The following is a 26,078-nucleotide window of genomic DNA, read 5'->3' on the forward strand; positions in this document are numbered from 1 at the left end:
GGAACATATAGGGGCCGGGTGCTGCCCGTGAAGAGGTCGTTACGGATCCGTTACCGCCGCCGACGCGGACGCACGGCCGGCCACAGCGTCACGCGCGGGCGGCGGTCTCTTCCTCCAATAGCCTGTCGGCTAGGGCGTCGATCGCCCGATCGAGACGAGCGCGGTCGGCCGGATCGGTGGTGTCCCAGTCGTCGAGCTGGGTGTCCAGCCACCGCCGCCACGCCGCCGTGATCTGCGCGAACGCGTCCGCTCCGGCCTCGGTGAGCGCCAGCCCACCGCCCTCTGCGCGCAGGTGCCCGTCCTGCACCGCCTGCGCGAAGACCGGCGCGATGACGTCGGGCGGAACCCGGTGGGCGAGCGCGACCTCCTCCAGCGTCGGCGGGCTTCCCTGGCGTCCGCGCAAGTGGACCTGGCCCACCACCCACGCCTGTCCCGGACTGAGCGCGGTCCCCGACCCAGCGAGGACCGACGGCGCCGCGGTGGGGGCGAGGCGCCGGATCAGCTGCGCCACGGTGCGCTCCAGCTGCCGGTCGGCGTCCGCGGTGTCGGGGGTTCCGAAACCCTCGCCGACGTCGGTCGCCCCGGCCCGCGCGGTGTCCCGCAACGGCACCTGCTTGAGGAAGAGCGAGACCAGGAACCCGACGATCGCGATCGGCACCACCCAGGTGAAGACGTGGTTGATCGCCTCGGCGTACGCGGTGACGAACGGCTCGGCCTGCGCTGCCGGGAGATCGTGCAGCGCCGCCGGGTCGGTGACCACAGCGCTCGACACCCCCGGCGACCCCGCGAACGCACCGGTGAGCTCGGCGGACAGCTGGTTGGAGTAGAGCGTCCCGAACACCGCGGTACCGACCGCGCTGCCGACCGTCCGGAAGAACGTGACGCCCGCCGTCGCGGTCCCGAGGTCACCGTAGGCGACGGTGTTCTGCACCGCGATCGTGAGCACCTGCATCGCCAGGCCCAGCCCGGCGCCGAGCACGAACATGTAGAGCGATTCCAGCGCGACGCCGGTGTGCTGGTTCATCGTCGACATGAGGAACAGGCCCACCGCCATCACCGCGGTACCGGCGATCGGGAACGCCTTGTACTTGCCGGTTCGGCTGATCACCGAGCCGCTGACCATCGACATGATCAGCAGGCCGGCCATCAGCGGCAGCGTGCGGAAGCCGGAGCCGGTCGCCGAGACACCGTCGACGTACTGCAGGTAGGAGGGCAGGAACGTCATCGCGCCGAGCATCGCGAACCCGACGACGAAGCTGAGCACCGAGCACACCGTGAACACCGGGTTAGCGAAGAGCCGCAGCGGCAGCATCGGCTCGGCGGCGTTCTTCTCGGCGAAGGCGAACAACACGAGGAACGCGGCCGCGCAGCCGAACATGCCGAGGATCACCGGCGAGGTCCACCCGTACTCGTCCCCACCCCACTCCAGCGCCAGGATCAGCGAGACGACGCCGAGCGTCACCAGCACGATGCCCAGGTAGTCGATGAGCGGTTTGGTCGCGATCGTCACCGAGGGGATCGTCCTGGCCGCCATCACGACCATCACGACCGCCACCGGCAGGTTGACGTAGAAGCACCAGCGCCAGGACAGGTGGTCGGTGAACAGCCCGCCGAGCGTCGGGCCCAGCACCGTGGTCAGACCGAACACCGCACCGAGCGCACCCTGGTACCGGCCGCGGTCGCGCAGCGGGATGACGTCGGCGATCAGCGCCTGCGCCGTCACCATCAGGCCGCCGCCACCGATGCCCTGGATCGCGCGGCCGATGATGAGCAGCGTCATGTTGTGCGCTACCCCGGCCACCGCCGACCCGAGCACGAACAGGATCGCGGAGAGCTGGAAGATCACCTTCCGGCCGAACAGGTCACCGAACTTGCCGACCAGCACCGACGCGACGGCCTCGGTGAGCATGTAGGCGGTGACCACCCAGGCCATGTGCCCGGCCCCACCGAGGTCGGCGACGATCGTGGGCAGCGCCGAGGAGACGATCGTCTGGTCGAGCGCCGCCAGCAGCATGCCGAGCAGGATCGTGGTGAAGACCAGGTTCATCTGGGTGCGCGACATCGTCGGGGGCCGGCCCGTCGCGACGTCACCCGCGGTCACGCGACCGAGACCTGTCTGTTAAGCCGCATAAGTCCCGTATAGCACGTTCCTTGATCACGCGTTTCCCGCCGCACCGAACAGTGATGCGGAGCCTCCGGGTCGGGCACGTCACACGGTTTATAAGTTGCTGCAAGCAACTTCTGCGATAAAGTTGCATGCGTCAAGGACATAACGCTGGGCCGCTCGACACCGGGGCCCGCGCTTGGCGGACACGAGCCGCAGGGCCGTCCGCCCGGAGAGGGAGCGCTGCGCTCCAACTGAGGGGACACGCATGACGACCGCTACCGAGGCGAGGCCCGCCGCCGGAGCATCACCGACCGCGGGGCCGATGTCGCACCGCGAGATCCTCGAGGCCCTGACCGGTCTCCTGCTGGGCATGTTCGTGGCGATCCTGTCGTCGACGATCGTCACCAACGCCCTCCCGACGATCCTCACCGACCTGAACGGCGGCGAGTCCGCCTACACCTGGGTGGTCACCAGCACGCTGCTCGCCACCACCGCCACCACCCCGATCTGGGGCAAGCTCGCGGATCTGACGAGCAAGAAGACGCTGGTGCAGATCGCGCTGGTCATCTACGTCGCCGGGTCGGCCCTCGCCGGGCTCTCGCAGAACATCGGCGAGCTGATCGCCGCCCGAACGATCCAGGGCATCGGAGTCGGCGGTCTGACCGCGCTCGCCCAGGTCATCATGGCGGCGATGATCGCGCCGCGGGAGCGCGGCCGGTACTCGGGCTACCTCGGTGCGGTGTTCGCGGTCGCCACGGTCAGCGGGCCGCTGATCGGCGGCGTCATCGTCGACACGTCCTGGCTCGGCTGGCGCTGGTGCTTTTACGTCGGTGTTCCGGTCGCGGCGCTCGCGCTGGTCGTCCTGCAGAAGACGCTGCACCTGCCGGTCGTCAAGCGGAAGGTCAAGATCGACTACCTCGGCGCCACGCTGGTCACGGCGGCGGTCTCGCTGCTGCTGATCTGGGTCTCGCTCGGCGGCAACGAGTTCGCCTGGGCCTCCTGGCAGACCGCGCTGATGGTGCCCGGCGCCCTCGTCCTCGGGCTGCTGTTCGTCCTGGTCGAGTCGCGGGCGAGTGAGCCGATCATCCCGCTCGCGCTGTTCCGGAACCGCACGGTCACGCTCGCCACCGTCGCCAGCCTCTTCGTCGGCGTCGCGATGTTCGGCGCGAGCGTGTTCCTCAGCCAGTACTTCCAGATCGCCCGGGGCAACTCCCCCACCGCGTCCGGGTTGATGACGCTGCCGATGATCGGCGGGCTGTTCCTCGCGTCCACGCTCTCCGGGAAGATCATCACCGCGACCGGGAAGTGGAAGCGGTTCCTGGTGGCCGGCGCGTTCCTGGTCACCGTCGGCTTCGCGCTGATGGGAACGGCCCGGGCCGACACCCCGTACTGGCACCTGGCGCTCTTCATGGCGCTGATCGGCGTCGGTCTCGGCATGACGATGCAGAACCTGGTGCTGGCCGTGCAGAACACGGTGAAGGTCAGCGAGCTGGGCACGTCGAGCTCCACGGTGGCGTTCTTCCGGAGCCTGGGCGGCGCGGTCGGCGTCTCGGCACTCGGTGCGGTGCTCGGCCACAAGGTCACCGACTACCTGGCCGAGGGCTTCCGGGCGATCGGCGTGACGTCGACCGGCGGGGACAGCGGCAGCCTGCCCGACCTGGACGCGCTGCCGGCCCCGGTCCGGACGGTCGTGATGGACGCCTACGGCCACGCGGCCGGCGACGTCTTCCTGGTCGCCGCCCCGTTCGCGCTGCTCGCGTTCGTCGCGGTGCTGTTCATCCGGGAGGTCGCACTGCGCACCAGCAACGCGGAGCCGGTTCCGGCCCCCACCCCGGCGGCTCCGGCCGCCGCGAGCGAGGTCGAGAACGGGGCGGACCCGGCGCCGGTACGGGCTCCGATCGTCGCCGACGAGCCGCGACCCGTGGGCGTCGCCGCCGCTCCGGCTCCGGCGGCGGTGAGCACGCTTCCGCGGCGGACCTCTCGTCGGCCCGGTCGGCACGAGGCCGGACGGCACGAGGCGACCCGGCGCGGGGCCCGGCGCAAGGCCGAGCACGACCGCCCGTAGGAGGGCCGGGCGCCGATACGGCGCCGGACGCTTCCGGTGCCGTGCCGGGCGTCGAGAGCAAGCAGTGAAGGCCGGCCCCGCACGCGGGGTCGGCCTTCGCGGTGCGAAACCACCGGACTGTGGATACCCTCCGGCAATGGCACGCTCGTATGACCTGGTCCTGTTCGGCGCCACCGGCTTCACCGGCGGCCTGACCGCGGAGTACCTCGCCGCCTCCGCGTCCGCGGGCCTCCGGTGGGCCCTCGCCGGGCGGAACATGACAAAGCTCGCCGCGGTGCGCGACCGGCTCGGTCCGGCCGGGGCGGAACTCGAACTGCTACCGGCGGACGTGACGGACGCGGCGTCGCTGCGCGCGGTCGCCGAGTCGACGCGGGTGGTGGCCAGCACCGTCGGCCCCTACGTCCGGTACGGCGAGCCGCTGGTGGCGGCGTGTGCGGCGGCCGGGACCGACTACACCGACCTCACTGGTGAGCCCCGCTTCGTCGACGAGATGTACCTGCGCCACCACGAGACCGCGCTGCGCACTGGGGCCCGGCTGGTGCACGCCTGCGGGTTCGACTCCATCCCGGCCGACCTCGGTGCGTACTTCACCGTCGGGCAGTTACCGGAGGGTGTCCCGCTGCAGGTGGAGAGCTTCCTGCAGGCATCCGGGCGACCGTCGGCCGGGACCGTGCACTCGCTGGTCGAAGCCGTCGGCGACCTGCCTGCGGCCCAACGCGCGTTCCGCGAACGACGACGCCGCGAGAGCCGGGGGAACGGCCGTCGGGTGCACCTCACCGGTCCGCTGCCCCGCACGCACCCGGTGAGCGTCTGGACGGTGCCGCTGCCGACACTCGACCCGCAGGTCGTCGCGCGCTCGGCGACGGCACTCGACCGCTACGGCCCGGACTTCCGCTACGCGCAGTACCTGGCGCTCCCCTCCCCGGTGCACGCGGCGGCGGTGGTCGCCGGTACCGGCGCGCTGGTCGCCGCCGCGCAGGTTCCGGCGCTGCGCAAGCGAATCCTGGAGCGCTGGACGTCCGGCGAGGGACCGACCGAGGAGCAGCGGGAGGCCGGCTGGTTCTCGCTCCGGTTCACCGGCGTCGGCGGCGGGCAGCGGGTGCTCACCGAGGTCCGCGGCGATCGTGACCCGGGGTACGCGTCCACCGCGGTCATGCTGGCCGAGGCGACGCTCTGCCTGGCGACCGACACGCTGCCGGAGACCGCCGGTCAGGTCACCACCGCGGTGGCGATGGGTGACCGGCTGGTGGAGCGGCTGGACGCCGCGGGCATCACGTTCCGCGTCCGTGGGCGGTGGCAGGACTGACGCCGGAGCGCACGGTCGCGGCGGCGGGCAGGTCCAGCAGGAAGCAGGCGCCGGTGGGCCGGTTCGGCCGGTACGCGAGCCCGATCTGCCCGGCCTCGGCGAGCGTCCGGACGATGTAGAGGCCGAGCCCGGTGCCGCGCTTCGTCGTCGCGACCCCGGTGTCGGCCCGGCTGAACCGGTCGAAGAGGTGCGGGACGAAGTCCGGGGGCACGCCCTCGCCGTGGTCGCAGACGACGAGTTCGACCGTGCGGCCGAGCGAGCGGGCGGCGAGGTCGAACGGCGGGGCACCGTACTTGACCGCGTTGCCGAGCAGGTTCGTGACGATCTGGTGGAGGTGGCCGGGGTCGACCTCCACGAGCAGCCCCTCGGGCACCGAGACCGAGACGTCGAGGGCCTGGTCGGGCGGGAGCGTCAGCACCGCATCGTGCAGGGCCGCGCGCAGCTCGACGGTGGTGGTCTTCGGCAGGAGCACACCCGCGTCCAGCTGCGCGACCGTGAGGATGTCCTCGACCAGGCGGTTCAGCCGCTGACCCGCCGCCGCGATCCCGAACAGGTACTGCTGCTTGCGCGCGTCGGGCAGGCGGTCCCAGTCGTCGGTGAGGGTCTCGGCGTACCCGAGGATGCCGGTGATCGGCTGCCGGACGTCGTGCGAGAGCATCGCCACGAAGTCGGTCATCCGGTCGCGGGCGGCGGTCAGGTTGCCGTTCATCCGTTCCAGCTCGCCGGCGTGGCGGGCCAGCTGGGCGCGGGCGGCGGCCTCCTCGTCCTCCAGCCGCTTCCGGTCGGTGATGTCGACGACCTGCACCGCGAACCGCACCGGCTGGTTCCGGAGGTCGCGGAGCAGGGTGACGGTCGTGGCCGCGTGCACCGCGTGGCCGTCGGCGTGCCGGTACCGCTTCTCCAAGGTGAATCCGGGTACTCCCCCGGACAGCGTCTCGCGCATCGCGGTCTCGGTCGCCGGGAGGTCGTCCGGGTGGGTGACGTCGGCGACGGTGAGCTGCCCGATCGTCTCCCGGGAGAGGCCGAGCACGGCGCAGAACGCCTCGTTGGCCTGGCGGAACCGGCCGGTGAGGTCGGCGAGCGCCATGCCCACCAGCGAACGGTCGAACACCGTCCGGAAACGTTCCTCGCTCAGCCGCAGCTCACGGCGGCTGCGTGCGCCCCGGGCGGCGATCACGACCGCCACCAGGCCGACGACCGCCGCGGTGAGCAGACCGGCCCGGCCCCCGGTCGTCGCGCCGGTGAGCGGCGCGTAGAGCGAGACGTCCGGCACGGTCGCGACCAGCCGCCAGCCGGTACCGCTCACTGGGTAGCTGCTGAACGTCCAGTGGCCGCCCGCGCTCGGGTAGGAGCCGGAGGCCCGCCCCGACGAGTGGTGGCCCAGCGCCTGGGCTAGCGCCGGCTCGGCTCGGCCCAAACTGTTGTTCTGGCTGGTCACCGCCCGATTCGAGGCGACAACCCGGCCGACGCCGTCAACGAGGTACACCCGGTTGTCGGGGATCGTGAGCGCCTTCGCGAGGTAGGCCGAGAGTGGGCTGCGGGCCACCTCGACCGCACCAGAGAACACCCGCCGCCCGTACCGGGTCTCGAACGGCATCGCGAACGCGGTCACCGGGACGCGCTCGCTGGCCGACGGAACCACGGCGGAGACCGCGGGAACGCCGGTGAGCGTGGCGGTCCGGAGGTGCGCGTACTTCCCGAGGACGTTGGTTCCGACCAGCGCGGGGTTCGGGGGCTCGACGTGCAGCAGCCGTCCCTGGGCGTCGACGAGCACGGCGGCGGGGTAGCCGAACGTGGCTACCGAGCGCCGGAAGTCGGCGGCGCTGACGGTCTTCGCGGACAGGAAGGTCTCGGCCTGGGTGCGCTCCCGCGCCAGCACGTCCTGGACGTAACTGGCGACGAACTGGCTGCCCAGCGACGTCCGCATGTCGAACCGCTGCACCAGGTCGTCCCGGCTCGACCGCTGCGCCCAGGACAGCGCCGCCACACCGACCACGCAGAGCACCAGCCACACGGCGGTCGGCAGCAGGAGATCGCGCGTCCGGGCCCATGCCCCGGACATCGTTCGACCCTTCACCACTCGAGTTAATCAGTGAAATGCCCGGAAAGCACTTTTAGCGCTCAATCAGTCCCGGCCGTACCGTTCCAGCGTGGTGACCACCTCGTCGGCCGCCGTCCTCAACACCGCGAGCTCGGACGCGGTGAAGTCGTGAGCCTCGGTGCCGAGGACGCAGTGGGCGCCGATCACGTGCCCGTCCAGCGTGCGCAGTGGGGTGCCGGCATAACTGCGCAGCCCCATGGCGATCATCGGGTTGTCGTGCTCCTCCGGGTCGAGGGTCAGGTCCGGGATCACGCAGTCACCGCCGGGGCGTACCGCGCGGACGCAGAGCGACCACTCGATCGGCGCGCCGGGCGCGCCGCCGTACTCGTCGAGCCCGTAGCTACCCTTCACCAGCGTGGCAGTGTCGAGCACGAGGTTGGTCAACGCGATCGGCTGGCAGATCTGCTCGGCGGTGTGCGCGGCGATCGCGTCCAGCTCCTCGATCAGGTCCGGGTGGGCGAGGTCGTAGGCGGCGAGCGCCCGGAGCCGGTCGAGGGACGCGAACGCGTCGAGGTCGGCGTCGGTGAGCTGCTTCACGAGGTGGTGCTCCGCTCGAGTTCGTGCGCCTGAGCGAGCCGGTCGTAGCTCACCACCCGGATGGCCAGTGCCTCCCCGCAGAGCGCGGTGACCGGAGCCGCCGAGCGCATCGCGTCGAGCAGCCGGTCGATCGCGGCCGGATCCGTCTCGGTGCCGTCCAGCCCGGCGGCGACCAGGAGCTCCGCCCAGATCCCGGCCGCCTGCGAGCCGTAGATGCGGTCCACCGCGCGGCGGGCCTCGGCGACATCGGGGCGGGTCAGACCGGCCACCGTGCTCGCGTTCGTGGTCATGCGGTGCTGCCTCTCCCCCGTCTGACGCCTTCCTCCCTGTCGACCGCGGACCGGGCGAACTGAGCAGTCATCCGACCGAAGACGTGGCGCACGCGGAGGAGCAGACTGAGGTCCCCCACCCGCCTACGACAGGAGCTCCGCGTGGCGATCTTCTCTCCCGGCTTCCAGGGGCGACGGCGGCCCGCGAACGGCCTGCTCCCGCCCGGTCAGTACGTCACCGACGGCTTCCCCGTGCTCTCCGCCGGGCCGACGCCCCGGGTGTCGACGGACACCTGGCAGTTCACGATCAGCACCGAGTCCGGAGAGCGCCACCGCTGGTCCTGGGACGAGTTCCGGGCACTTCCGCGGGCCACCCCGACGGTCGACATCCACTGCGTCACGAAGTGGTCGAAGTTCGGCACGACCTGGGAAGGCGTGTCGCTCGACACGCTGCTCGACGGCGTGCGGACGTCGGCGTCGCACGTCCTCGTGCACTCGTACGGCGGCTACACGACGAACCTTCCGCTGGCCGACCTGCGCAACGGCAAGGCCTGGGTGGCGTTCTCCTACGACGGGAAGCCGCTCACGCCGGAGCACGGCGGGCCGGCCCGGCTGCTCGTACCGCACCTGTACTTCTGGAAGTCGGCGAAGTGGGTGACCCGGCTCGAGCTGCTCGCGGACGAGAGGAAGGGCTTCTGGGAGCGCGCCGGTTACCACGACTACGGCGACCCGTGGCGCGAGCAGCGTTACGACGGCGACTGAGCCCGCTCGGGAACCTGCTGCGCCCGCTGCTCGCGGCGGGCGAGCGTCCGGAACCAGGCGCGGCAGAGCAGCACGATCAGCACGAGGTCGACCGCGTCGCCGCCGTAGTACATGAGCTGGGCGCCGAGCTCCGCGTCCGCCGTCGGCACTCCGGCCGGTGGGTGCCCGTACAGGTACTTCGCGAGGATGTCGTGCGCGGCGAGGTACCCGACGAGGACCGCGGCCCGGAGCGGGAAGCCGGCCGGCCGGGGATGCGTGCCGAGGATCGCGGCGGCGAACAGGTAACCGGCGGCCAGCAGGTGGACGTGGAGCAGCGGATGGTTGCCGACCGCTGAGTAGAGCGGCGTCGCGTAGAGCAGCCAGAGACCGCCCGCGTTGATCACCGCCGCCGTGACCGGGTGGCCGAGCGTCCGCAGCGGGGCCGAGCGCAGCACGCGCACCAGCGTGCGGGCCCGCGCCACCGGCAGCGCCCGGAGGGCGAGCGACACCGGCGCGGCGAGCGCGAGGAGCAGCGGCGCCACCATGCCGACGAGCAGGTGGGACACCATGTGCGGGACGAACCCGTGCTCCGACAGCAGTCCGGTACCGGCGACGCCCAGCCCGAGGGTCGCGAGTCCGGCCGCCCAGCACCCGCTGCGCCGGCCAGGCCAGTGGCCGTGGCGGCGATTCGCCTCCCCGACCGCCAACCGGTAACAGAGCAGCGGTAGCGCCAGCGCGGAGCCGAGCAGCAGCAGGCCGGTCACCGAGGCCGGATCGTGGTGCGTCACGTCGTCGAGTGGGTACGGCGGGCCGTTACCAGCAGGAAGGCACCGGCGCCGAGCAGCAGCACCGCGATCACGTTCCACGCCCAGTCGTACGGCGCCACGTCGACGTGATACCGGATCTGGTGGAGCTTCAGCAGCTTGTGCTGGACCGTCCCGTCGTAGAGCTGGAACGCTCCGGCGGCGGCGAGCAGAGCCCCCCACCAGCGCCGCGCGGCGAACACCCGGCGCCGCCGGAGGTCGGCGAGCAGGAACAGCGCGGCAACCGTGGCGAACCAGCTGACCGCGTGGAACAGGCCGTCGGAGACGAGTCCGGCCGCGGCCGTGGACTTGTCGTAGAAGTGGTGCCAGTGGAGCAGCTGGTGGAACACCGTCTCGTCGACGAACGCGGCGACTCCCAAGCCGAGCAGCGCTCCCGACAGCACGTTGCGGTCCAACGGTCACCCTCTCTTCCGGCGGCGGGCGTGTGGTCCGGTTCCGGTTCCCCCTGCGAACGTCCGCAAACGGGACACCGCACGGGGCCGCGCCAAGTGGGTCACTTCGGCCACACTCCCCCCAGCGCGGCCGAATTCTCCCGGCATATCTCGTTTCGCCGGAGACGCGTCAGACTGGGGGTTTTCACATGGGGCAGGATCTCCGTCGCCGGATGAGCAGACGCCGAGCGCTCACCGTCGGTGCGCTCGGGCTGGCCGGCGCCGGCACGGCGGGGTTGGCCGGGCTGGCCGGATGCGGTGCCGGTGGACGCGGCGAGACGCGGCTACCCCCGACCGACATCCCGGTGGAGGCGGCGACGCTCGCGCTGCTGGGCGCCGCGCGGACCTGCCGCCCGTCCCGGCAGCTCGCCCAGGGCCCGTACTGGTTCGACGTCGACCGGCTGCGCAGCGACATCCGGGAGAGCCGCCAGGGCACGACGCTCCAACTCGCGCTGCGCGTCGTGGACGGTGCCGGCTGCGGAGCCCGGCCGGTGCCGGGTGCGGTCGTGGAGGTGTGGAACTGCGACGCGACCGGCCGGTACTCGGGGTTCGAGGGCGCGGGCCGCAGCGTCGAAGGGCAGACGCGGCCCGGACGACCGGCACCGCCGACCCGGCCGGCGCCGCCCGGCCCGCCGCTGGGCTGGCCCAATCCGCTCGGGGTCGAACTGCCGGCCGGTGACCCGACCGCCGATCCGATGGGTTACGCGAACCGGACGTCGGACGGGTCCTACAGCCGCGGCGACGCCGAGGCGCAGCCGGGCGACGAGAGCACGTACCTGCGTGGCGCCCAGATCGCGGACCGGAGCGGGGTCGTGCGCTTCACGACGATCTACCCCGGCTGGTACGTCGGGCGGGCGCCGCATCTGCACGCCAAGGTCTACCGCGACCGGCGGACCGTGCTCAGTACGCAGCTGTTCCTGGACGACGCGGTGAGTGACCGGGTCTACGCGGCGGCACCGTACCGGCCCCGCGACGCCCGCAGTACGCGGAACGCGTCCGACGCGTTGTTCGAGCAGTCCACACTGTTGACGCTCGCCCGCTACGGCGACGCCTACTTGGGCGCGATCAACCTCGCCGTCGACCTGCTCGACGTCCCGCCGGGCGCGGCCGGGCCGGCCTCGGGCGGTCAGTACCCTGGGGGGGTACAGTAGGGGGCGATCGAACCGGACGACGAAGGGACGGCGGCCGTGGCACACGCCTACATCGCCGACAAGGACGCCTACCTCAAGCGACTGCGCCGCATCGAGGGGCAGATCCGCGGATTGCAGCGGATGGTCGATCAGGAGGAGTACTGCATCGACATCCTCACCCAGGTGTCGGCGGCGACCAAAGCGCTGCAGTCGGTCGCACTGGGCCTGCTCGACGAGCACCTGGCGCACTGCGTGGTGGACGCCGCCCGCAACGGCGGCCCGGAGGCGGACGCGAAGGTCCGGGAGGCCTCCGACGCGATCGCGCGTCTCGTCCGATCCTGACGCCGAGCGCCGCTGCCCGCAGCGCCTTGTGGTTGTCGCATCGTGGACCCCCGGAGAGCGAGGATCCGACAACCACGCCCGTCGCGCTCAGTCCTGGCCGGGGCAGTCGCCGTCCGGATCGACGCGCGCCAGCAGCGTGCCGACCAGATCGCCGAACCGCGCCAGCTCGTCGGGGGTGAGCGGGTCGACGACCAGTGAGCGGACCGTCGCCACGTGCCCGGGCGCGGTCTGCACGACCTTCTCGTAGCCGTCCTCGGTGAGGATCGCGTTCGTGGCCCGGCCGTCCTCGAGACACGGCTGCCGCCGCACCCAGCCGCGCTGCTCCAAGCGCTTGACCACGTGCGACAGCCGGGACAGCGACCCGTTGGCCAGCTCGGCCAGCTGACTCATCCGGAGCGTGCGATTCGGCGCCTCGGACAGCTGCGAGAGCACCATGTAGTCGAAGTGGCTCAGGCCCGCGTCGCGCTGGAGCTGCGCGTCGAGCGCGGCCGGGAGCTTGATCAGAAGCCCCGCGAGCCGCAGCCACGTGCGCTGCTGGTCGGGGTCGAGCCACGGCGGCGTCGCGGTGGGGTCGGGCGAGCTGGTCACGGCCCCAGTGTACGTCATAACTTGATGCTTCAACTTTACTGCGGTAACTTAGTTGAGAGATCAACTACCTGTTGTCGGAGGCCCCGCCATGCACCCGTTCGCGACTCACCTGGAGAACGCCGCAGCGGCCGGGCCGCACCGGCTGTGGACGCCCGAGGACGGCGCCCTGCCATCGATCTACCTCAGCCACGGCGCACCACCGCTCTTCGAGGACGCCACGTGGATGGACGAGATGTTCACGTGGGCCCGGTCGCTGCCGAAGCCGAAGGCCATCCTGATCGTCTCGGCGCACTGGGAGCTGGCGCCGCTCTCGGTCAGCAGCACGCAGGCCCACACCACACCGGTCTACGACTTCGGCGGCTTCGACCCGCGGTACTACCGCATGCGATACGACACCCCGGACGCGAGCGACCTGGCCACCCGGCTGCTCTCGGTACTACCCGACACCGAGACCGTCCACGAGCACCGCGACCGTGGGCTCGACCACGGGGCCTGGGTTCCGCTCAAGGTCATGTACCCGGACGCGGACGTGCCGGTGCTCCAGATGAGCATCCCGACGCACGACCCGGCGCGGCTGATCGCGCTCGGCGAGCGGCTCCGCCCGCTGCGCGAACAGGGGGTCTTGGTGATCGGGTCCGGGTTCATGACGCACGGCCTGCGGTTCCTCCGCGACTACCGCCTGGACGCCACGGCGCCCGGCTGGTCGGCGGAGTTCGACGCTTGGGCCGCGGACGCGCTCGGCCGCGGCGACGTCGAGGAGCTGTCGGCGTTCCGGGACCGTGCGCCGGGGATGCCGTACGCGCACCCCACGCCGGAGCACTTCACACCGCTCTTCGTCGCGCTGGGCGCGGCCGACGACCCGGAGGCGCCGGTGACCACGACCGTCGACGGCTACTTCATGGGCCTGGCCAAACGGTCGTTCCAGGCCGCCTGAGGCTGTTACTCCCGAGACGGATGGGCGGTTATGTCATCCGACGAACAGTCCGGACGTCGCTTCGCCAATCGTCCCCGGCGGCGCAGAACGGGAACCTGTGCGTACCGGCCGGCAGCACTCCGAGGCCGCCATCCATACTCCGAAGGAGTACGCACGATGACCCCCCGGACCCTCCGCACTCTGCTCGCCGCCGCTGCCGCCACCGGACTGCTCGCGCTCACCGGGTGCGGTTCGATCGACGTCTCCACCGACGACGCACCGCCGTCGCCCAGGCCGACGTCCTCCGGTCCGACGACCTCGTCGACACAGCCCACCGGCGAGGCCACGGCCAGCGCCGCCCCGGCCGCGGACGACGGGCAGGTCCCGAACCCCTGCGAGCTGCTGACTCCGGCCGACGTCAACGCGCTGACGTCCCGGGAGATCACCCAGATCGACCGCGACAACGCCGGTTCGGGAGCGACCCGGACCTGCCAGTGGCAGCTGGAGGAGGGCGTGCTCGCGGTGTTCCTCGCGCCCACCACCGCCGATGACTTCGCGATCCGCGACCCCGAGGCGGTCGACGTCGACGGGATCGGGGACGAGGCGTACACGTCCTCCGGCCACCTGTTCGTCCGCACCGGCGAGCTGTCGATCGACGTCTACGCGACGGGCTCGACCGACGACGCCGGCAACCAGACCGTCGCGACCGCCACCGCCGAAAAGATCATCAACCAGCTCTGACGCCCGGAACGAACGCGGATCGGGCGCGCTACCGGCCGCCCGATCCGCGTTCATTCGCCGCTAGCTCCAGAGCGCGACGTGCACCGGGGGGCGGCGTGGGGCCGACGGCGTCCCTCCCGGCGGCGCGAGCATCGCGGCGGTCGCGCCCGGCGTCGTCACGAACTCCTGCAGCGCCCGCGCCGCCGCACTCGCCCGCCCACGCCCCAGCACGGTGGCGTACCAGAGTCCCTGCACCGGTGTTCCGGGGACGGGCACCCGCACGAGCGTCCCCTGCCGGAGGTCGGCGCGGACGACGTGCCCGAGCGCGAGCATCACCCCGTCACCGGCCCGGGTGGCCGCCACCGCCTCGGTCTCGGTCGGGAACCGCACCAGGTCCGGCCAGGCCGACTGGCGAGCCAGCCAGCGCCCCTCCTCGGCCAGCTCCTCCAGGCCGACCGGCCCGGTCAGCCACACGTGCCGCAGCGCCGCCGCCAGCGACGGCGTCTCGTCGTGCAGTGGATGGTCCGGCGCGGCGACCAGGATCCGCTGGTACCGCAGGAACGGCACCGCGTCCAGACCACCGTCCCCACCGGTCCGCGGCCGGGGACCGAGCACGACGTCGGCGGCCCGTCGGTTGAGCGCGTCGGCGAGCGCCGCACCGTCGGACACCGCCAGGTCCACCGCACAGTCCGGCAGCCGCCGGCTGAACGCGTCGAGCAGCGCGCCCGCGGCGTGCTCAGCGAAGTCGCTGGTCGCCGCCGTCCGCAGGGACGTCGTCGCGGTGCGGGTCTCGGCCACCTCGCGCCGAGCCTGCTCGGCCAGGCCGACGATCTCCTCCGCGTGCGCGGCGAGCCGACGCCCGCCAGGGGTGAACGCGATACCGCCGCCGGACCGGACGAACAGCGGATCACCCAATTCCTGCCGCAGTGCTGCCACCGCTGCTGAAACGGCCGGTTCGCTGACCCCGAGCTCGGCCGCGGCCGCCCGCAGCGATCCGAGCCGGACGACCAACGCAAAGGTACGCAGCTGGCTCAGGGTCATCGGCGACACCTCTTAACCATTCGCTTATGACGACCTTGACACTCGTGAACGCCGGTAACAAGGTCGGCCCCGGAAACCCCATCCCCCGATGTGGAGGCACCCAGGTGCAAGTTCCGGCTCCCTTTGACTACGCCCGGGCCGAGAGCGTCGAGGACGCCCTCTCCTTGTTACAGAGACACGGCCCCGAGTCGCGGGTGATCGCCGGTGGGCACAGCCTGCTGCCGATGATGAAGCTGCGCCTGGCCAGGCCCGAGTGGCTGATCGACATCAACGACCTGTTCGAGCTGGACTACCTGGTCGAGGACGGGGGCACCGTCCGGATCGGAGCACTGACCCGGCACGCCACCCTCCTGGCCTCCGACCTGATCGCGCGGCTCTTCCCGATCGTGACCGACGCCGAGAAGGTGATCGCCGATCCGATCGTCCGCAACCGCGGCACGATCGGCGGCTCGCTCTGCCAGGCCGACCCCGCCGAGGACCTCTCCACCGTCTGCGAGGTGCTCCGCGCCGAGGTCGTGATCCGCGGACTCGACGGCGAACGGGTGCTGACGATGCCCGAGATGCACCGCGGCCCGTACGAGACCGCGGTCGCCCAGGACGAGCTGCTGACCGAGATCCGCTTCCCGGTGCTCCCCCGGTCGGGCAGCGCGTACGAGAAGGTCGAACGGCGGGTCGGTGACTGGGCGATCGCCGCCGCCGGAGCGTCGATCACGCTGAGCCCCGAGGGGACGATCACGCACGCCGCGATCGGCCTGACCTCGGTCGGCCTGGACGGTCGTACCGCCACCCGCGCCGAGGAACGCCTGCTCGGGCAGCGCCCGGCCGACGAGCTGTTCGACGCGGCGGCCGCGATCGCCGCCGAGGACTGCAACCCGGTCGCCGACCAGCGCGGCCCCGTCGACTACAAGCGGCACCTCGCCGCGGAACTGACCCGGCGGGTGCTCCGCCGGGCCACCGAGCGCGCCGCGGGCGAGGAGGGCTGACATGCAGATCACACTGACCGTCAACGGCACCGAGGTCACCGCCGAGTGCGAGCCCCGCACGCTGCTGGTGCACTTCGTCCGCGACACCCTCCGGCTGACCGGCACGCACTGGGGCTGCGACACCAGCAACTGCGGCACCTGCGTCCTGCTGATGGACGGCGAGCCGGTGAAGTCCTGCACGGTGCTCGCCGCGATGGCCGCCGGACGGGAGATCCGGACGGTCGAGGGCCTGGCGCAGAACGGCACGCTCGACCCCGTCCAGCAGGGCTTCATGGCCGAGCACGGCCTGCAGTGCGGGTTCTGCACCCCCGGCATGATGATGACCGCCCGCGCGCTGCTCGACCGCAACCCCGACCCGGACGAGACCGAGATCCGGAGCGCGATCTCCGGTCAGATCTGCCGCTGCACGGGTTACTCGACGATCGTCCGGTCGGTGCAGTGGGCGGCCAAGAACCAGGAAGGCGCGCAGGCATGACGATCCTGGAACAGCCCCGCGAGACCAACCCCGCCGCCGGGGACGAGAGCCGCCCGATCGGCTTCGGCCGCCTCCAGCGCAAGGAGGACCCCCGGTTCATCCGGGGCAAGGGCCGCTACCTGGACGACATCGTGCTGCCCGGAATGCTGCACGGCGCGATCCTGCGCTCGCCGGTCGCGCACGCGAAGATCCTCTCGATCGACACCACCGAGGCGCTGGCCCACCCGAAGGTGCTGGCGGTGATCACCGGCACCGACCTCGAAGGACTCAACCTGGCCTGGGCGCCGACGCTCTCCTACGACGTCCAGGCCGTGCTCGCCACCGACAAGGTGCGCTTCCAGGGCCAGGAGGTCGCGTTCGTCATCGCCGAGGACCGGTACGCCGCCCGCGACGCGCTCGAGCTGATCGACGTCGACTACGACGTGCTGGAGCCGGTCGTCGACGTCCGGAAGGCGCTGGACGCCGACGCGCCGGTGATCCGCGACGACCTCGAGAACAAGACGAACAACCACATCTTCGACTGGGAAGCGGGCGACCAGGACGAGACCGCCGCGGTCTTCGCGAACGCCGACGTCGTCGTCAGCGAAGAGGTCGTCTACCCGCGCGTGCACCCGGCGCCGATGGAGACCTGCGGCGCGATCGCCGACTACGACCAGATCGACGGCAAGCTGACGCTCTACGAGACCACCCAGGCGCCGCACGCCCACCGGACGCTGTTCGCGCTCGTCGCCGGGTTGCCCGAGCACAAGATCCGGGTGATCAGCCCGGACATCGGCGGGGGCTTCGGCAACAAGGTCGGCATCTACCCCGGCTACATCCTGGCCGTCGTCGGCTCGATCGTCACCGGCAAGCCGGTGAAGTGGGTCGAGGACCGGTCGGAGAACCTGATGTCGACCAGCTTCGCCCGGGACTACATCATGCAGGCCGACGTGGCGGCGACGAAGGACGGCAAGATCCTCGCGGTCCGCACGAACGTCATCGCCGACCACGGCGCGTTCAACGCCAGCGCGAACCCGACCAAGTACCCCGCCGGGTTCTTCCACATCTTCACCGGCAGCTACGACCTGCAGGCCGCGTACTGCAAGGTCACCGGCGTCTACACGAACAAGGCGCCGGGCGGCGTCGCCTACGCGTGTTCGTTCCGGGTTACCGAGGCGGTGTACCTGATCGAGCGCATGGTCGACGTGCTCGCCGCGAAGCTGCAGATGGACCCGGCTCAGCTGCGGCGGAAGAACTTCATCCGGCCCGAGCAGTTCCCCTACGCGAACAAGACCGGGTGGGAGTACGACTCCGGCGACTACGAGAAGACGATGCAGGTCGCGCTGGAGCGGGCGGGCTACGACGACCTGCGCCGGGAGCAGGCCGAGAAGCGCGAGCGCGGCGAGTTGATGGGCATCGGCATCTCGTTCTTCACCGAGACCGTCGGCGCCGGCCCTCGCCGCCACATGGACATCCTCGGTCTCGGCATGGCCGACGGCGCCGAGGTGCGGGTGCACCCGACCGGTAAGGCCGTCGTGCGTCTCTCCGTCCAGACCCAGGGACAGGGCCACGAGACGACGTTCGCGCAGATCGTCGCCGAGGAGATCGGTATCCCGCCGGAGGACATCGAGGTCGTCCACGGCGACACCGACAACACCCCGTTCGGGCTGGGCACCTACGGCAGCCGGTCGACGCCGGTCAGCGGCGGTGCGGTCGCGCTCGCCACCCGCAAGGTGCGGGAGAAGGCCAAGCACATCGCCGCCGCGATGCTCGAGGTCCGCCCGGAGGACCTGGAGTGGGAGAAGGGCCGCTGGTTCGTCACCGGCGACCCGTCGCAGGGCAAGTCGATCGCGGAGATCGCGATGGGCGCCCACGGCACCGTCGAGCTGCCCGAAGGCATCGACGGCAACCTCGACGCCGAGGTCACGTACAACCCGCCGAACCTCACGTTCCCGTACGGCGCCTACATCTGCGTCGTCGACGTGGACCCCGGCACCGGGCACGTGAAGGTGCGCCGCTTCATCGCGGTGGACGACTGCGGAACCCGGATCAACCCGATGATCATCGAGGGCCAGGTGCACGGCGGCCTGACCGACGGCGTCGGCATGGCGTTGATGGAGTTCATCGGCTTCGACGAGCAGGGCAACTGCCTCGGCGGGTCGTTCATGGACTACCTGATCCCGACCGCGATGGAGGTGCCGGACTGGGAGACCGACTTCACGGTCACCCCGTCGCCGCACCACCCGATCGGCGCCAAGGGCATCGGCGAGTCCGCGACCGTCGGTTCGCCGCCGGCCGTGGTGAACGCCGTGGTCGACGCGCTGGCCCCGTACGGGGTGACCCACCTGGACATGCCGTGCACGCCGGACCGGGTGTGGGCGGCGATGCAGGGCCGGGCCACGCCGCCGATCTGATGCCGTCCATCGCAGAACGTGCGGCCGAGCTCGCTCGCGCACGGCAACCGTTCGTCCAAGCCACCGTCGTGCGCGCGGGCAAGCCGGCCAGCGCGCACCCCGGGGACACCGCGCTGGTCCGCGCCGACGGAGCCATCGAGGGCTTCGTCGGCGGGTCCTGCGCCGAGTCGTCGGTCCGGGTGCACGCGCTGGCGGCGCTCGGCACCGGCGACCCGCTGCTGCTGCGGATCGAGCCGGGCGCTCCGGACACCCGGGTCGAGGACGGTGCCGTGACGGTCGCGAACCCGTGCCTGTCCGGCGGCAGCCTGGAGATCTTCCTGGAGCCGCGTCGCCCGGCGCCGCGGCTGGTCGTCGTCGGTCGCACGCCGATCGGCGCGGCGCTGGCCGAACTCGGCACGCCGCTGGGGTTCGCCGTGGAGTTCGGAGGCTCGCCCGACGATGCGGCGGCGGTGGTCGTCGCGTCGCACGGGCGGGACGAGGAGCCGGCCATGGAGAGCGCCCTCCGGGCCGGCGTCCCGTACGTCGGCCTGGTGGCTTCGCGCAAGCGCGGTGCGACGGTGATCGCCTCGCTGGAGGTCACCGACGAGCAGCGCGCCCGGGTGCACTCGCCCGCCGGGCTCGACCTCGGCGGTCGGACCGCGCCCGAGGTCGCGCTCTCGATCCTCGCCGAGATCGTCGCACTCCGGTCGCGGCCCGCCTCTCCCGCCGTCGTGGTTGCTCATCCCGATATCGACGCCGCCCCGCGAACCACCGCAACCGGCAGTGCCGTGCCCAGCACCGCGGACTCCGGAAGCGCGCCGCCGGTCGTGCCGCCGGGCACGGTCCCGCTCGCGGTGCTGGAGTCGGAAGCACCAACGGCGATCGATCCTGTTTGTGGGATGACCGTGGCGGTCGTGCCGGGCGCCCTCCGGGCGGCGAGCGCGGACGGCGAGTCCGTGTACTTCTGTGCCGAGGGCTGCCGGCGGCGGTACGTCGCGAGCGCCGGTGCCCAGGCGGACCGCGGGTGACGGCCGGCGCGGGGTCCGGGCCGCACGCGAGCGTCCCACCGCACTCCGGGGCCGCGCGGGCCGGCGCCGCCCCGGAGGTCGCGGCCGCGTTCCCCGACATCGACTCGCTGATCGGCGCGCTCGATGCCGCCGACTACGTGGTCGATCCCGGGCTGGCGACCGCGCTCTTCCTCGCCGTGCGGCTACCGCAGCCGGTGCTGCTCGAGGGCGAGCCGGGCGTCGGCAAGACCGAGGCGGCGAAGGCGCTGGCCCGCGCGCTGGACACGCCGCTGGTCCGGCTCCAGTGCTACGAGGGCATCGACGCCGCCGAGGCGCTCTACGAGTGGAACTACCCCCGGCAGTTGCTGGCGATCCGGATGGCCGAGGCGCGGGACGAGCGGCTCGCCGAGAACGATCTGTTCACCCGCGACTACCTGCTGCGACGTCCGCTGCTGGCGGCGCTGGAGCACCCGGGGCCCCGCCCTGCGGTGTTACTCATCGACGAACTGGACCGGGCCGACGACGACTTCGAGGCGTTCACGTTCGAGCTCCTCGCCGAGGCCGCCGTCACGATCCCCGAGCTCGGCACGGTGACCGCCGTCCACCCGCCGATCGTCGTGCTGACCTCCAACCGCACCCGGGACCTGCACGACGCGTTGAAACGGCGCTGTCTCTACCACTGGATCGACTACCCCGCTCCGGATCGGGCGGCTGAGATCGTGCGACGCCGCGTGCCGGACAGCGCGCTGCCGCTCACGCTGGACGCCACCGCGGCGGTCGTCCGGATGCGCGGCCTCGACCTGGAGAAGCCGCCGGGGATCGCGGAGACCGTGGACTGGGTCGCGGCGCTGACGCTGCTCGGGGTCCCCCGGCTGGACGCGGTCCCGGCGGAACTGGCCGTCACCACGCTCGGGTCGGTGCTCAAGAGCCGCGAGGACCTCGAGCTGGTCCGCGCCAAGGGCCTGGGTTGGCTCACCGGGTCGTCCCGTGCCTGACCGGGACCCCCGGGGCGACCACCGCACGTCCGGTGACCACCGCCCGGGGCAGGTCCGCACGTCCGGTGACCACCGCCCGGGGCAGGTGCCCGCGGCCGGCGGGACGCGCGTCGTCCCCGGCGGTCTCGCGGTGGAGCCGGCAGCGCTCGCGGTCCGGTTCGTCGACGCGCTGCACCGCGGCGGCGTCCCGGCGGGCACCGACCGCGCCGCCCGGTTCGCGGCTGCGCTCCGGCTGGTGCCGCCGTCGTCCCGGGACCGTCTCTACTGGACGGCGCGCACCACGCTGGTGTCCGACGCCACCCAGGTAGCCGCGTTCGACGCGGTGTTCGCCGGTGTCTTCGGCGACGACGCTCCGCCGGTGGACCTGGCCGACTCGCGCGGCGACCCGAACGCACCGCCGCTGCCCGACACCACGCCGGAGACCCGCCCGGCGCCCCCGGACAACCGTCCCGCGGAGCCGGCACCGTCCGGGGCAAGTGCGGGCTCGTCGTCCGCCGGGAACGAACCCGGGGAGCCCCGTGCTGTGCCTGCGCTGGCCTCGGCGACCGAGCGGCTCCAGCACACGGCGTTCGCCGAGCTCACCGCCGACGAGGTGGACGCCGTCCGGCAACTCGTCCGGCGGCTCGTCCTCGCCACGCCGCTCCGCCGGACCCGCCGCTCCCGGGCGTCCACCAAGAACGGCGAGCGGATCGACGTCCGCCGCACCGTACGGGCCGCCCGGAAGACCGGTGGGGATCCGGTCGCACTCGTGCATCGGCGCCGTAGGCGCCGCCCGCGGCCGCTCGTGCTGCTCTGTGACGTCTCCGGGTCGATGGAGCCCTACACCAGGGTGTTCCTCGCGCTGCTGCACGGCTGTGTTTTCGGCGGAAGGCGGGTGGCCGGGGCACGAGCGGAGGCGTTCGTGTTCGCCACCCGGCTGACGCGGCTGACCCGGTCACTCGCCGCTCGCGACCCGGATCTCGCGCTGCGGCGCGCCGCCGAGGCCGCGCCCGACTGGGCCGGGGGCACCCGTTTGGCCGAGGCCCTGCGGCGGTTCCTGGACGACCACGGACGCCGTGGGCTCGCGCGCGGCGCGGTCGTCGTCGTACTCTCCGACGGCTGGGCCCAGGACGAGCCCGCCGACGTCGCCGCGCAGATGGCACGGTTACGCCGGGTCGCGCACCGGATCGTCTGGGTGAATCCGCGGAAGGCCGCCGCCGGCTACGCACCGAAGGTCGGTGGCATGGCCGCGGCGCTCCCGTACTGCGACGCGTTCGTGAGCGGGCATAGCCTGGCCGCACTGAACGAGGTTGCCGCCGCGGTCGCCGCATGCGGCCCCCGCTCCCCGAGCCGGCCTGGACCGAACCTCCAGAAGGGATATCGCTGATGCAGCTCGACAGCGCGTTCGACGTGACAGCCCCGATCGACCAGGTCTGGTCGACGTTGATGGACTTCGAGCGGGTCGCGGCATGCCTGCCCGGTGCGCAGGTCCTCAACACGCTCTCCGAGGACGCCTACCAGGTCGGGATGAAGATCAAGCTCGGTCCGGTGACCATGCAGTACAAGGGCCAGTTAGAGGTGGTCGAGCGGCACCCGGAAGAGCACCGGGCGACGCTGCGCGGCAAGGCGAAGGAGGCCCGCGGGCAGGGCACCGCGGAGGCGACCGCGCAGCTCGCGCTGACCTCCGACGGCACCACGACGCACGGCACTGTGACCGCGAACGTGAACCTGTCCGGCCGGGCGGCGGCGATGGGTCAGGGCGTGATCAACACCGTCACCGAGCAGATGATGGCGCAGTTCGCGACGAACCTACAGGCCATGCTCGCCGCCGGCGACGCCCCGGCCACGGCTGCCACCGCAGCTTCCAGCACCGCGACGGCGGGCACCGCCGCGCCCTCCGACACGGCCGCGGGCGCCACCGCGGCGAGGAAGACCACCGCGAAGCCTGCCGCCGCGAAGACGACCGGCGCGAAGGGCACGGGCGCGAAGAGCACAGCCGCGAAGTCCACCGCGGCGAAGGCCGGCAAGGCCACCACCTCGGACACCGCGGCGCCGAAGGCCCCGGCTGCGAAGTCCGCCCGAGCGGACGCCACCCCCTCGGAGGACACGGGGTCCACGGCCGCAGCGTCTCCGGAGGCCCCGAGGGCGGGATCCGGCAGCGATGCCACGCCGAGCGGAACGCCCGCGAAGAAGGCCGCGCCGCGGAAGCGCGCCGCCGCGAAGGCGACCGCGCACGGCGACGTTACCTCCGCCAACGGCAGCGTGGTGGAGAGCCCGCCCGTGGCCGCCGACGGCTCCCCGGCCCCGGCCGCCGCCGCTGCGGACGCACCGGCGGCGGAGATCGCGGGCGATTTCCCCCGGGCCACCCCCGCGGAGCCGATCGCCGCGGACGGCGGCCCGGCCCCGGCCGGCACCACCCCGACCGACTCGACTGCGGCCGAGCCCGCATCGGGCGCGACCACGCTGAGCCGCCCGGCCGCGGTCGGCGTGGCGGCGCGCCCGCCGGCGGCCGACCCCGCACCGAGCCGTCCCGCCGCGACGTTCACGCCACCCGCGGCGGACGACAACGCGTTGGACGCCCTCGCACTCGCGCGGGCGATCGCGGAGGCCCAGCTCCGCGAGCCCAAGAAGGCCTTCGGACTGCTGGCGATCGTTGCTTTCCTCGCCTACCTCCTCGGCAAGCGCCGCGGTCGCCGAGCGAGCTGACCCCGGGAGGCCCGGCCGATCGCCGGCCGGGCCTCTCCGCCCTTCCGGTCCGGACCGGACGACCTCGGTGAACGGCGCCGGTGCGTCGTCGAAATTCCACACCGGACCACCCAACGAGGTTCGCGACGCCCCGGCGACGGCCGCGTTTTTGTCGTACCCCTGTTCTAACGTAGAGGTCAGTGGCCGCTGTTCGGCGGTCGCTGATCCCACGACGGAGGGACGACACTCATGACTCCCCAGGGCACCGTCAACGACCAGGCGACCCCGATCCGCGTGCTGGCCCGGCGTTCCGGCGAACCCTGGACCGACGAGGAGTACTCCACCGTGGTCGCCGCGCTGGCCGCAGGCTCGAGCGTCGATCAGATCGCCGAAGAACTCCAACGCACGACGGGCGCCGTCCGGGGCGCGCTGCGCCTGCTGACCCCGCCCGCTCTCGCGCTGCGCGGGGCGGCCGCCGAGAACTGGCTCCGCGAACAGCTCACCAGCACCCCGGCGTACGACTGGCGGGCGTCCCGGCGGGCCCACAGCAATGGCACGTACTGGACGCCGGCGGCCGACTCGATCCTCATCGAGGCCTGGCGCCGCAGCACGCCGCTGGGCGAACTGGCGGCCACCGTCGGCGCCACCGAACTGCACACCCATCGCCGCCTGGTCCAGTTACGGCTGTCGCACAGCGTCCTCGACACCGTCGACCGGCTGGGCTGCACTCCCGGCGGCGATCTGGAGGCGCGGTACCTGGTCGCCCGCGACGAGTACCGCTCGGCGGTGTGGGTGCTGACCATCGAAGGGCTGGTCGACCAATACGGCACGGTGTCCGACCACATCAGCGTCCACTCGAGCCGGGGTGCGGCCGCGATGGCGCTGGAGCGGCTCACCGCGACCCACCGATCCACCGCGGCGGCGCGCCGCTTGTCGCTCCCACCGGCACGGTGGCGCCTGGTCGGACGCGGCCTCGACACCGCTGCCTACGGTCTCGGCCACCCCGACACCGCCGGCGAGATCCCCGGCGTTCGCGCCCGGCCCGCCGAGGAGGAGGCGAGCCTGGCAGGTGACCGGGCCTCCGTGTGACGCGCCTGGTAACCCGGCCACGGCGAAGCGAGCCGCCCCCGGCGACTGTGGGATGAGCCGCTCCGAGGGCGGCGAAACGAACCGTCACCTGCGGCGGCGTGTCTCGCCTCCGGCCCTCGCGGAGCGACCCGGAGCGTTTCCGGGGCACGGCCGGCTCGGCGGTCGCTACGGTGCCAGCGGTGGAGCCGGGTCCGGCCGGCTCCACCGCAACCGGAGGGAGCGGGAGTGAGCACGTCACCGCACGACCACGTCGGAATCGACGCGGCCCGGATCGAGGATCTCGGCGGCGGGCTGTACGCGTACGTGCAGCCCAACGGCAGCTGGTTCATCAACAACACCGGCTTCCTCGTCGGCCGTGACGGCGTGACGCTGGTGGACGCGTGCGCGACCGAACGCCGCACCCGCGCGTTCCGCGAGTCGGTGACGTCGGTGACCGACCAGCCGATGCGCGTCCTGGTGAACACCCACAGCCACCCCGATCACACCGTGGGGAACGCCCTGTTCCGGGAGGCGGCGATCGTCGCGCACGAGGCCACCCGGGACGAGGTGCTCCGCGGGCTGCCCCCGGTCCAGGCCGTCTGGGAGCCGTTCGACATGGGCACGCTCCCGACCGCGGCGCCGTTCCTCACCTACCGCGAGGGGGTGACGCTCTGGGTCGACGACCTCCGCTGCGAAGTGCGGCACGTCGGCACCCCGGCGCACACCACGAACGACTCGATCGTGTGGGTGCCGGAGCGATCGGTGCTCTACGCCGGCGATCTGGTGTTCAACGGCGGCACGCCGTTCCTGATGTCCGGCTCGGTGGCGGGGTCGATCAGCGTGCTGAGCGAGGTCATCGCCCCGCTGGGCGCGACGACGATCGTCCCCGGGCACGGGCCGGTGTGCGGCCCGGAGATCGTCGGCACCGTGCTGGAGTACCTCCACTTCGTCCAGGACACCGCCCGGGCGGCGAAGGACGCGGGGCTCTCCCCGCTGGACGCCGCCCGGGAGACCGACCTCGGCCGGTACGCCGAGTGGACCGACAGCGAGCGCATCGTCGGCAACCTGCACCGCGCCTACGCCGAGCTCGACGGGCTCCCGCTCGGCACGCCGCTCGACATCCCCCAGGTCCTCGGCGACATGGTGACCTTCAACGGCGGCAAGCCCCTGACCTGCTACGCCTAGCCCGCCAGCGGCGTTACGGACCTGGAGCCCGGTGAGGGCGGCGCTGCCCCTCCGTCGCAGCGAGGGCCGTGACCGTTCTTTGGTCACAACCGAGCGAGACGGCGGGCAGCGTCGTCCTCACCGGGCCGCCCACAAGGGCCGTGACCGTGCTTTGGTCACAACCGAGCGAGACGGCGGGCAGCGTCGTCCTCACCGGGCCGCCCACAAGGGCCGT

24 protein-coding genes are annotated in these 26,078 nt (G+C 72.3%); 16 read left to right on the forward strand and 8 right to left on the reverse strand.

The window, feature by feature from the left end:
* Window positions 1–88: 88 nt before the first annotated feature.
* Entirely contained in the window at window positions 89–2,062 is a 1,974-nt protein-coding gene (locus tag ABEB28_RS09310; RefSeq protein ID WP_345727660.1) for an MDR family MFS transporter, read from the reverse strand.
* A gap of 367 nt (window positions 2,063–2,429) precedes the next feature.
* Between ABEB28_RS09310 and ABEB28_RS09315 the strand changes: the two genes are divergently transcribed.
* A complete protein-coding gene (locus ABEB28_RS09315; RefSeq protein WP_486323377.1) occupies window positions 2,430–4,172 on the forward strand; it encodes an MDR family MFS transporter in 1,743 nt (580 codons plus the stop codon).
* 136 nt (window positions 4,173–4,308) lie between these two features.
* On the forward strand, window positions 4,309–5,478 hold the full coding sequence (locus ABEB28_RS09320; RefSeq protein WP_345727581.1) for a saccharopine dehydrogenase family protein: 1,170 nt from the start codon (window positions 4,309–4,311) through the stop codon (window positions 5,476–5,478).
* On the opposite strand, the gene ABEB28_RS09325 is transcribed toward ABEB28_RS09320, so the two are convergent.
* The 3 genes from ABEB28_RS09325 to ABEB28_RS09335 all read right to left on the reverse strand — a co-directional run bounded on the left by ABEB28_RS09325 (window position 5,444) and on the right by ABEB28_RS09335 (window position 8,406).
* Window positions 5,444–7,540: a sensor histidine kinase gene (locus ABEB28_RS09325; protein WP_345727582.1), complete on the reverse strand. Its 2,097-nt coding sequence runs from the start codon at window positions 7,538–7,540 to the stop codon at window positions 5,444–5,446. The genes ABEB28_RS09320 and ABEB28_RS09325 overlap by 35 nt on opposite strands.
* 63 nt (window positions 7,541–7,603) lie before the next feature.
* A complete protein-coding gene (locus tag ABEB28_RS09330; protein ID WP_345727583.1) occupies window positions 7,604–8,116 on the reverse strand; it encodes a GAF domain-containing protein in 513 nt (170 codons plus the stop codon).
* A complete protein-coding gene (locus tag ABEB28_RS09335) occupies window positions 8,113–8,406 on the reverse strand; it encodes a hypothetical protein (RefSeq protein WP_345727584.1) in 294 nt (97 codons plus the stop codon). Before ABEB28_RS09335 ends, ABEB28_RS09330 begins: the two co-directional genes overlap by 4 nt.
* Before the next feature lie 141 nt (window positions 8,407–8,547).
* On the opposite strand from ABEB28_RS09335, the gene ABEB28_RS09340 reads away from it, so the two are divergent.
* Window positions 8,548–9,147 carry a sulfite oxidase-like oxidoreductase gene (locus ABEB28_RS09340; RefSeq protein WP_345727585.1) on the forward strand — a complete coding sequence of 200 codons (600 nt, stop codon included), beginning with the start codon at window positions 8,548–8,550 and terminating at the stop codon, window positions 9,145–9,147.
* Here ABEB28_RS09340 and ABEB28_RS09345 read toward each other — a convergent pair.
* Entirely contained in the window at window positions 9,132–9,914 is a 783-nt protein-coding gene (locus tag ABEB28_RS09345) for a cytochrome c oxidase assembly protein (protein ID WP_345727586.1), read from the reverse strand. The two genes, ABEB28_RS09340 and ABEB28_RS09345, sit on opposite strands and share 16 nt — an antisense overlap.
* Window positions 9,911–10,345, reverse strand: a complete 435-nt coding sequence (locus ABEB28_RS09350) for a DUF2243 domain-containing protein (RefSeq protein WP_345727587.1) — start codon at window positions 10,343–10,345, stop codon at window positions 9,911–9,913. The genes ABEB28_RS09345 and ABEB28_RS09350 overlap by 4 nt, the downstream gene beginning before the upstream one ends.
* Before the next feature lie 209 nt (window positions 10,346–10,554).
* On the opposite strand from ABEB28_RS09350, the gene ABEB28_RS09355 reads away from it, so the two are divergent.
* On the forward strand, window positions 10,555–11,532 hold the full coding sequence (locus ABEB28_RS09355; RefSeq protein ID WP_345727588.1) for a peptidase associated/transthyretin-like domain-containing protein: 978 nt from the start codon (window positions 10,555–10,557) through the stop codon (window positions 11,530–11,532).
* A gap of 36 nt (window positions 11,533–11,568) precedes the next feature.
* Window positions 11,569–11,853, forward strand: coding sequence for a metal-sensitive transcriptional regulator (locus ABEB28_RS09360; RefSeq protein WP_345727589.1), 285 nt, complete (start codon window positions 11,569–11,571; stop codon window positions 11,851–11,853).
* 87 nt (window positions 11,854–11,940) lie between these two features.
* Here the strand turns inward: ABEB28_RS09360 and ABEB28_RS09365 are convergent, their stop codons facing one another.
* Window positions 11,941–12,441, reverse strand: coding sequence for a MarR family winged helix-turn-helix transcriptional regulator (locus tag ABEB28_RS09365; protein WP_345727590.1), 501 nt, complete (start codon window positions 12,439–12,441; stop codon window positions 11,941–11,943).
* Window positions 12,442–12,529: 88 nt separating this feature from the next.
* Between ABEB28_RS09365 and ABEB28_RS09370 the strand changes: the two genes are divergently transcribed.
* Both ABEB28_RS09370 and ABEB28_RS09375 read left to right on the forward strand, forming a co-directional pair.
* Window positions 12,530–13,375 carry a dioxygenase family protein gene (locus ABEB28_RS09370; RefSeq protein ID WP_345727591.1) on the forward strand — a complete coding sequence of 282 codons (846 nt, stop codon included), beginning with the start codon at window positions 12,530–12,532 and terminating at the stop codon, window positions 13,373–13,375.
* Window positions 13,376–13,531: 156 nt separating this feature from the next.
* Window positions 13,532–14,095, forward strand: a complete 564-nt coding sequence (locus ABEB28_RS09375) for a DUF3558 family protein (protein WP_345727592.1) — start codon at window positions 13,532–13,534, stop codon at window positions 14,093–14,095.
* 60 nt (window positions 14,096–14,155) lie between these two features.
* On the opposite strand, the gene ABEB28_RS09380 is transcribed toward ABEB28_RS09375, so the two are convergent.
* A complete protein-coding gene (locus ABEB28_RS09380) occupies window positions 14,156–15,115 on the reverse strand; it encodes a LysR family transcriptional regulator (RefSeq protein WP_345727593.1) in 960 nt (319 codons plus the stop codon).
* Window positions 15,116–15,219: 104 nt separating this feature from the next.
* On the opposite strand from ABEB28_RS09380, the gene ABEB28_RS09385 reads away from it, so the two are divergent.
* The 9 genes from ABEB28_RS09385 (at window position 15,220) to ABEB28_RS09425 (ending at window position 25,864) form a co-directional block, all read left to right on the forward strand.
* On the forward strand, window positions 15,220–16,098 hold the full coding sequence (locus tag ABEB28_RS09385; RefSeq protein ID WP_345727661.1) for an FAD binding domain-containing protein: 879 nt from the start codon (window positions 15,220–15,222) through the stop codon (window positions 16,096–16,098).
* Window position 16,099: 1 nt separating this feature from the next.
* A complete protein-coding gene (locus tag ABEB28_RS09390) occupies window positions 16,100–16,573 on the forward strand; it encodes a (2Fe-2S)-binding protein (protein WP_345727594.1) in 474 nt (157 codons plus the stop codon).
* A complete protein-coding gene (locus tag ABEB28_RS09395) occupies window positions 16,570–18,966 on the forward strand; it encodes an aerobic carbon-monoxide dehydrogenase large subunit (protein ID WP_345727595.1) in 2,397 nt (798 codons plus the stop codon). Before ABEB28_RS09390 ends, ABEB28_RS09395 begins: the two co-directional genes overlap by 4 nt.
* Window positions 18,966–19,973 carry an XdhC family protein gene (locus ABEB28_RS09400; protein WP_345727596.1) on the forward strand — a complete coding sequence of 336 codons (1,008 nt, stop codon included), beginning with the start codon at window positions 18,966–18,968 and terminating at the stop codon, window positions 19,971–19,973. Before ABEB28_RS09395 ends, ABEB28_RS09400 begins: the two co-directional genes overlap by 1 nt.
* A 98-nt stretch (window positions 19,974–20,071) precedes the next feature.
* Complete coding sequence (locus ABEB28_RS09405) at window positions 20,072–20,947, forward strand: AAA family ATPase (RefSeq protein WP_345727662.1); 876 nt, start codon at window positions 20,072–20,074, stop codon at window positions 20,945–20,947.
* Entirely contained in the window at window positions 20,940–22,313 is a 1,374-nt protein-coding gene (locus tag ABEB28_RS09410) for a vWA domain-containing protein (RefSeq protein ID WP_345727597.1), read from the forward strand. Before ABEB28_RS09405 ends, ABEB28_RS09410 begins: the two co-directional genes overlap by 8 nt.
* Entirely contained in the window at window positions 22,313–23,632 is a 1,320-nt protein-coding gene (locus ABEB28_RS09415) for an SRPBCC family protein (RefSeq protein ID WP_345727598.1), read from the forward strand. The genes ABEB28_RS09410 and ABEB28_RS09415 overlap by 1 nt, the downstream gene beginning before the upstream one ends.
* A gap of 228 nt (window positions 23,633–23,860) precedes the next feature.
* The gene (locus ABEB28_RS09420; protein WP_345727599.1) at window positions 23,861–24,700 is read left to right on the forward strand and encodes a hypothetical protein; all 840 of its coding nucleotides are present in this window, start codon (window positions 23,861–23,863) and stop codon (window positions 24,698–24,700) included.
* Window positions 24,701–24,925: 225 nt separating this feature from the next.
* Entirely contained in the window at window positions 24,926–25,864 is a 939-nt protein-coding gene (locus ABEB28_RS09425; protein WP_345727600.1) for an MBL fold metallo-hydrolase, read from the forward strand.
* Window positions 25,865–26,078: the final 214 nt, after the last annotated feature.

The organism is Cryptosporangium minutisporangium (assembly GCF_039536245.1).
Taxonomy (GTDB): Bacteria; Actinomycetota; Actinomycetes; order Mycobacteriales; family Cryptosporangiaceae; genus Cryptosporangium; species Cryptosporangium minutisporangium.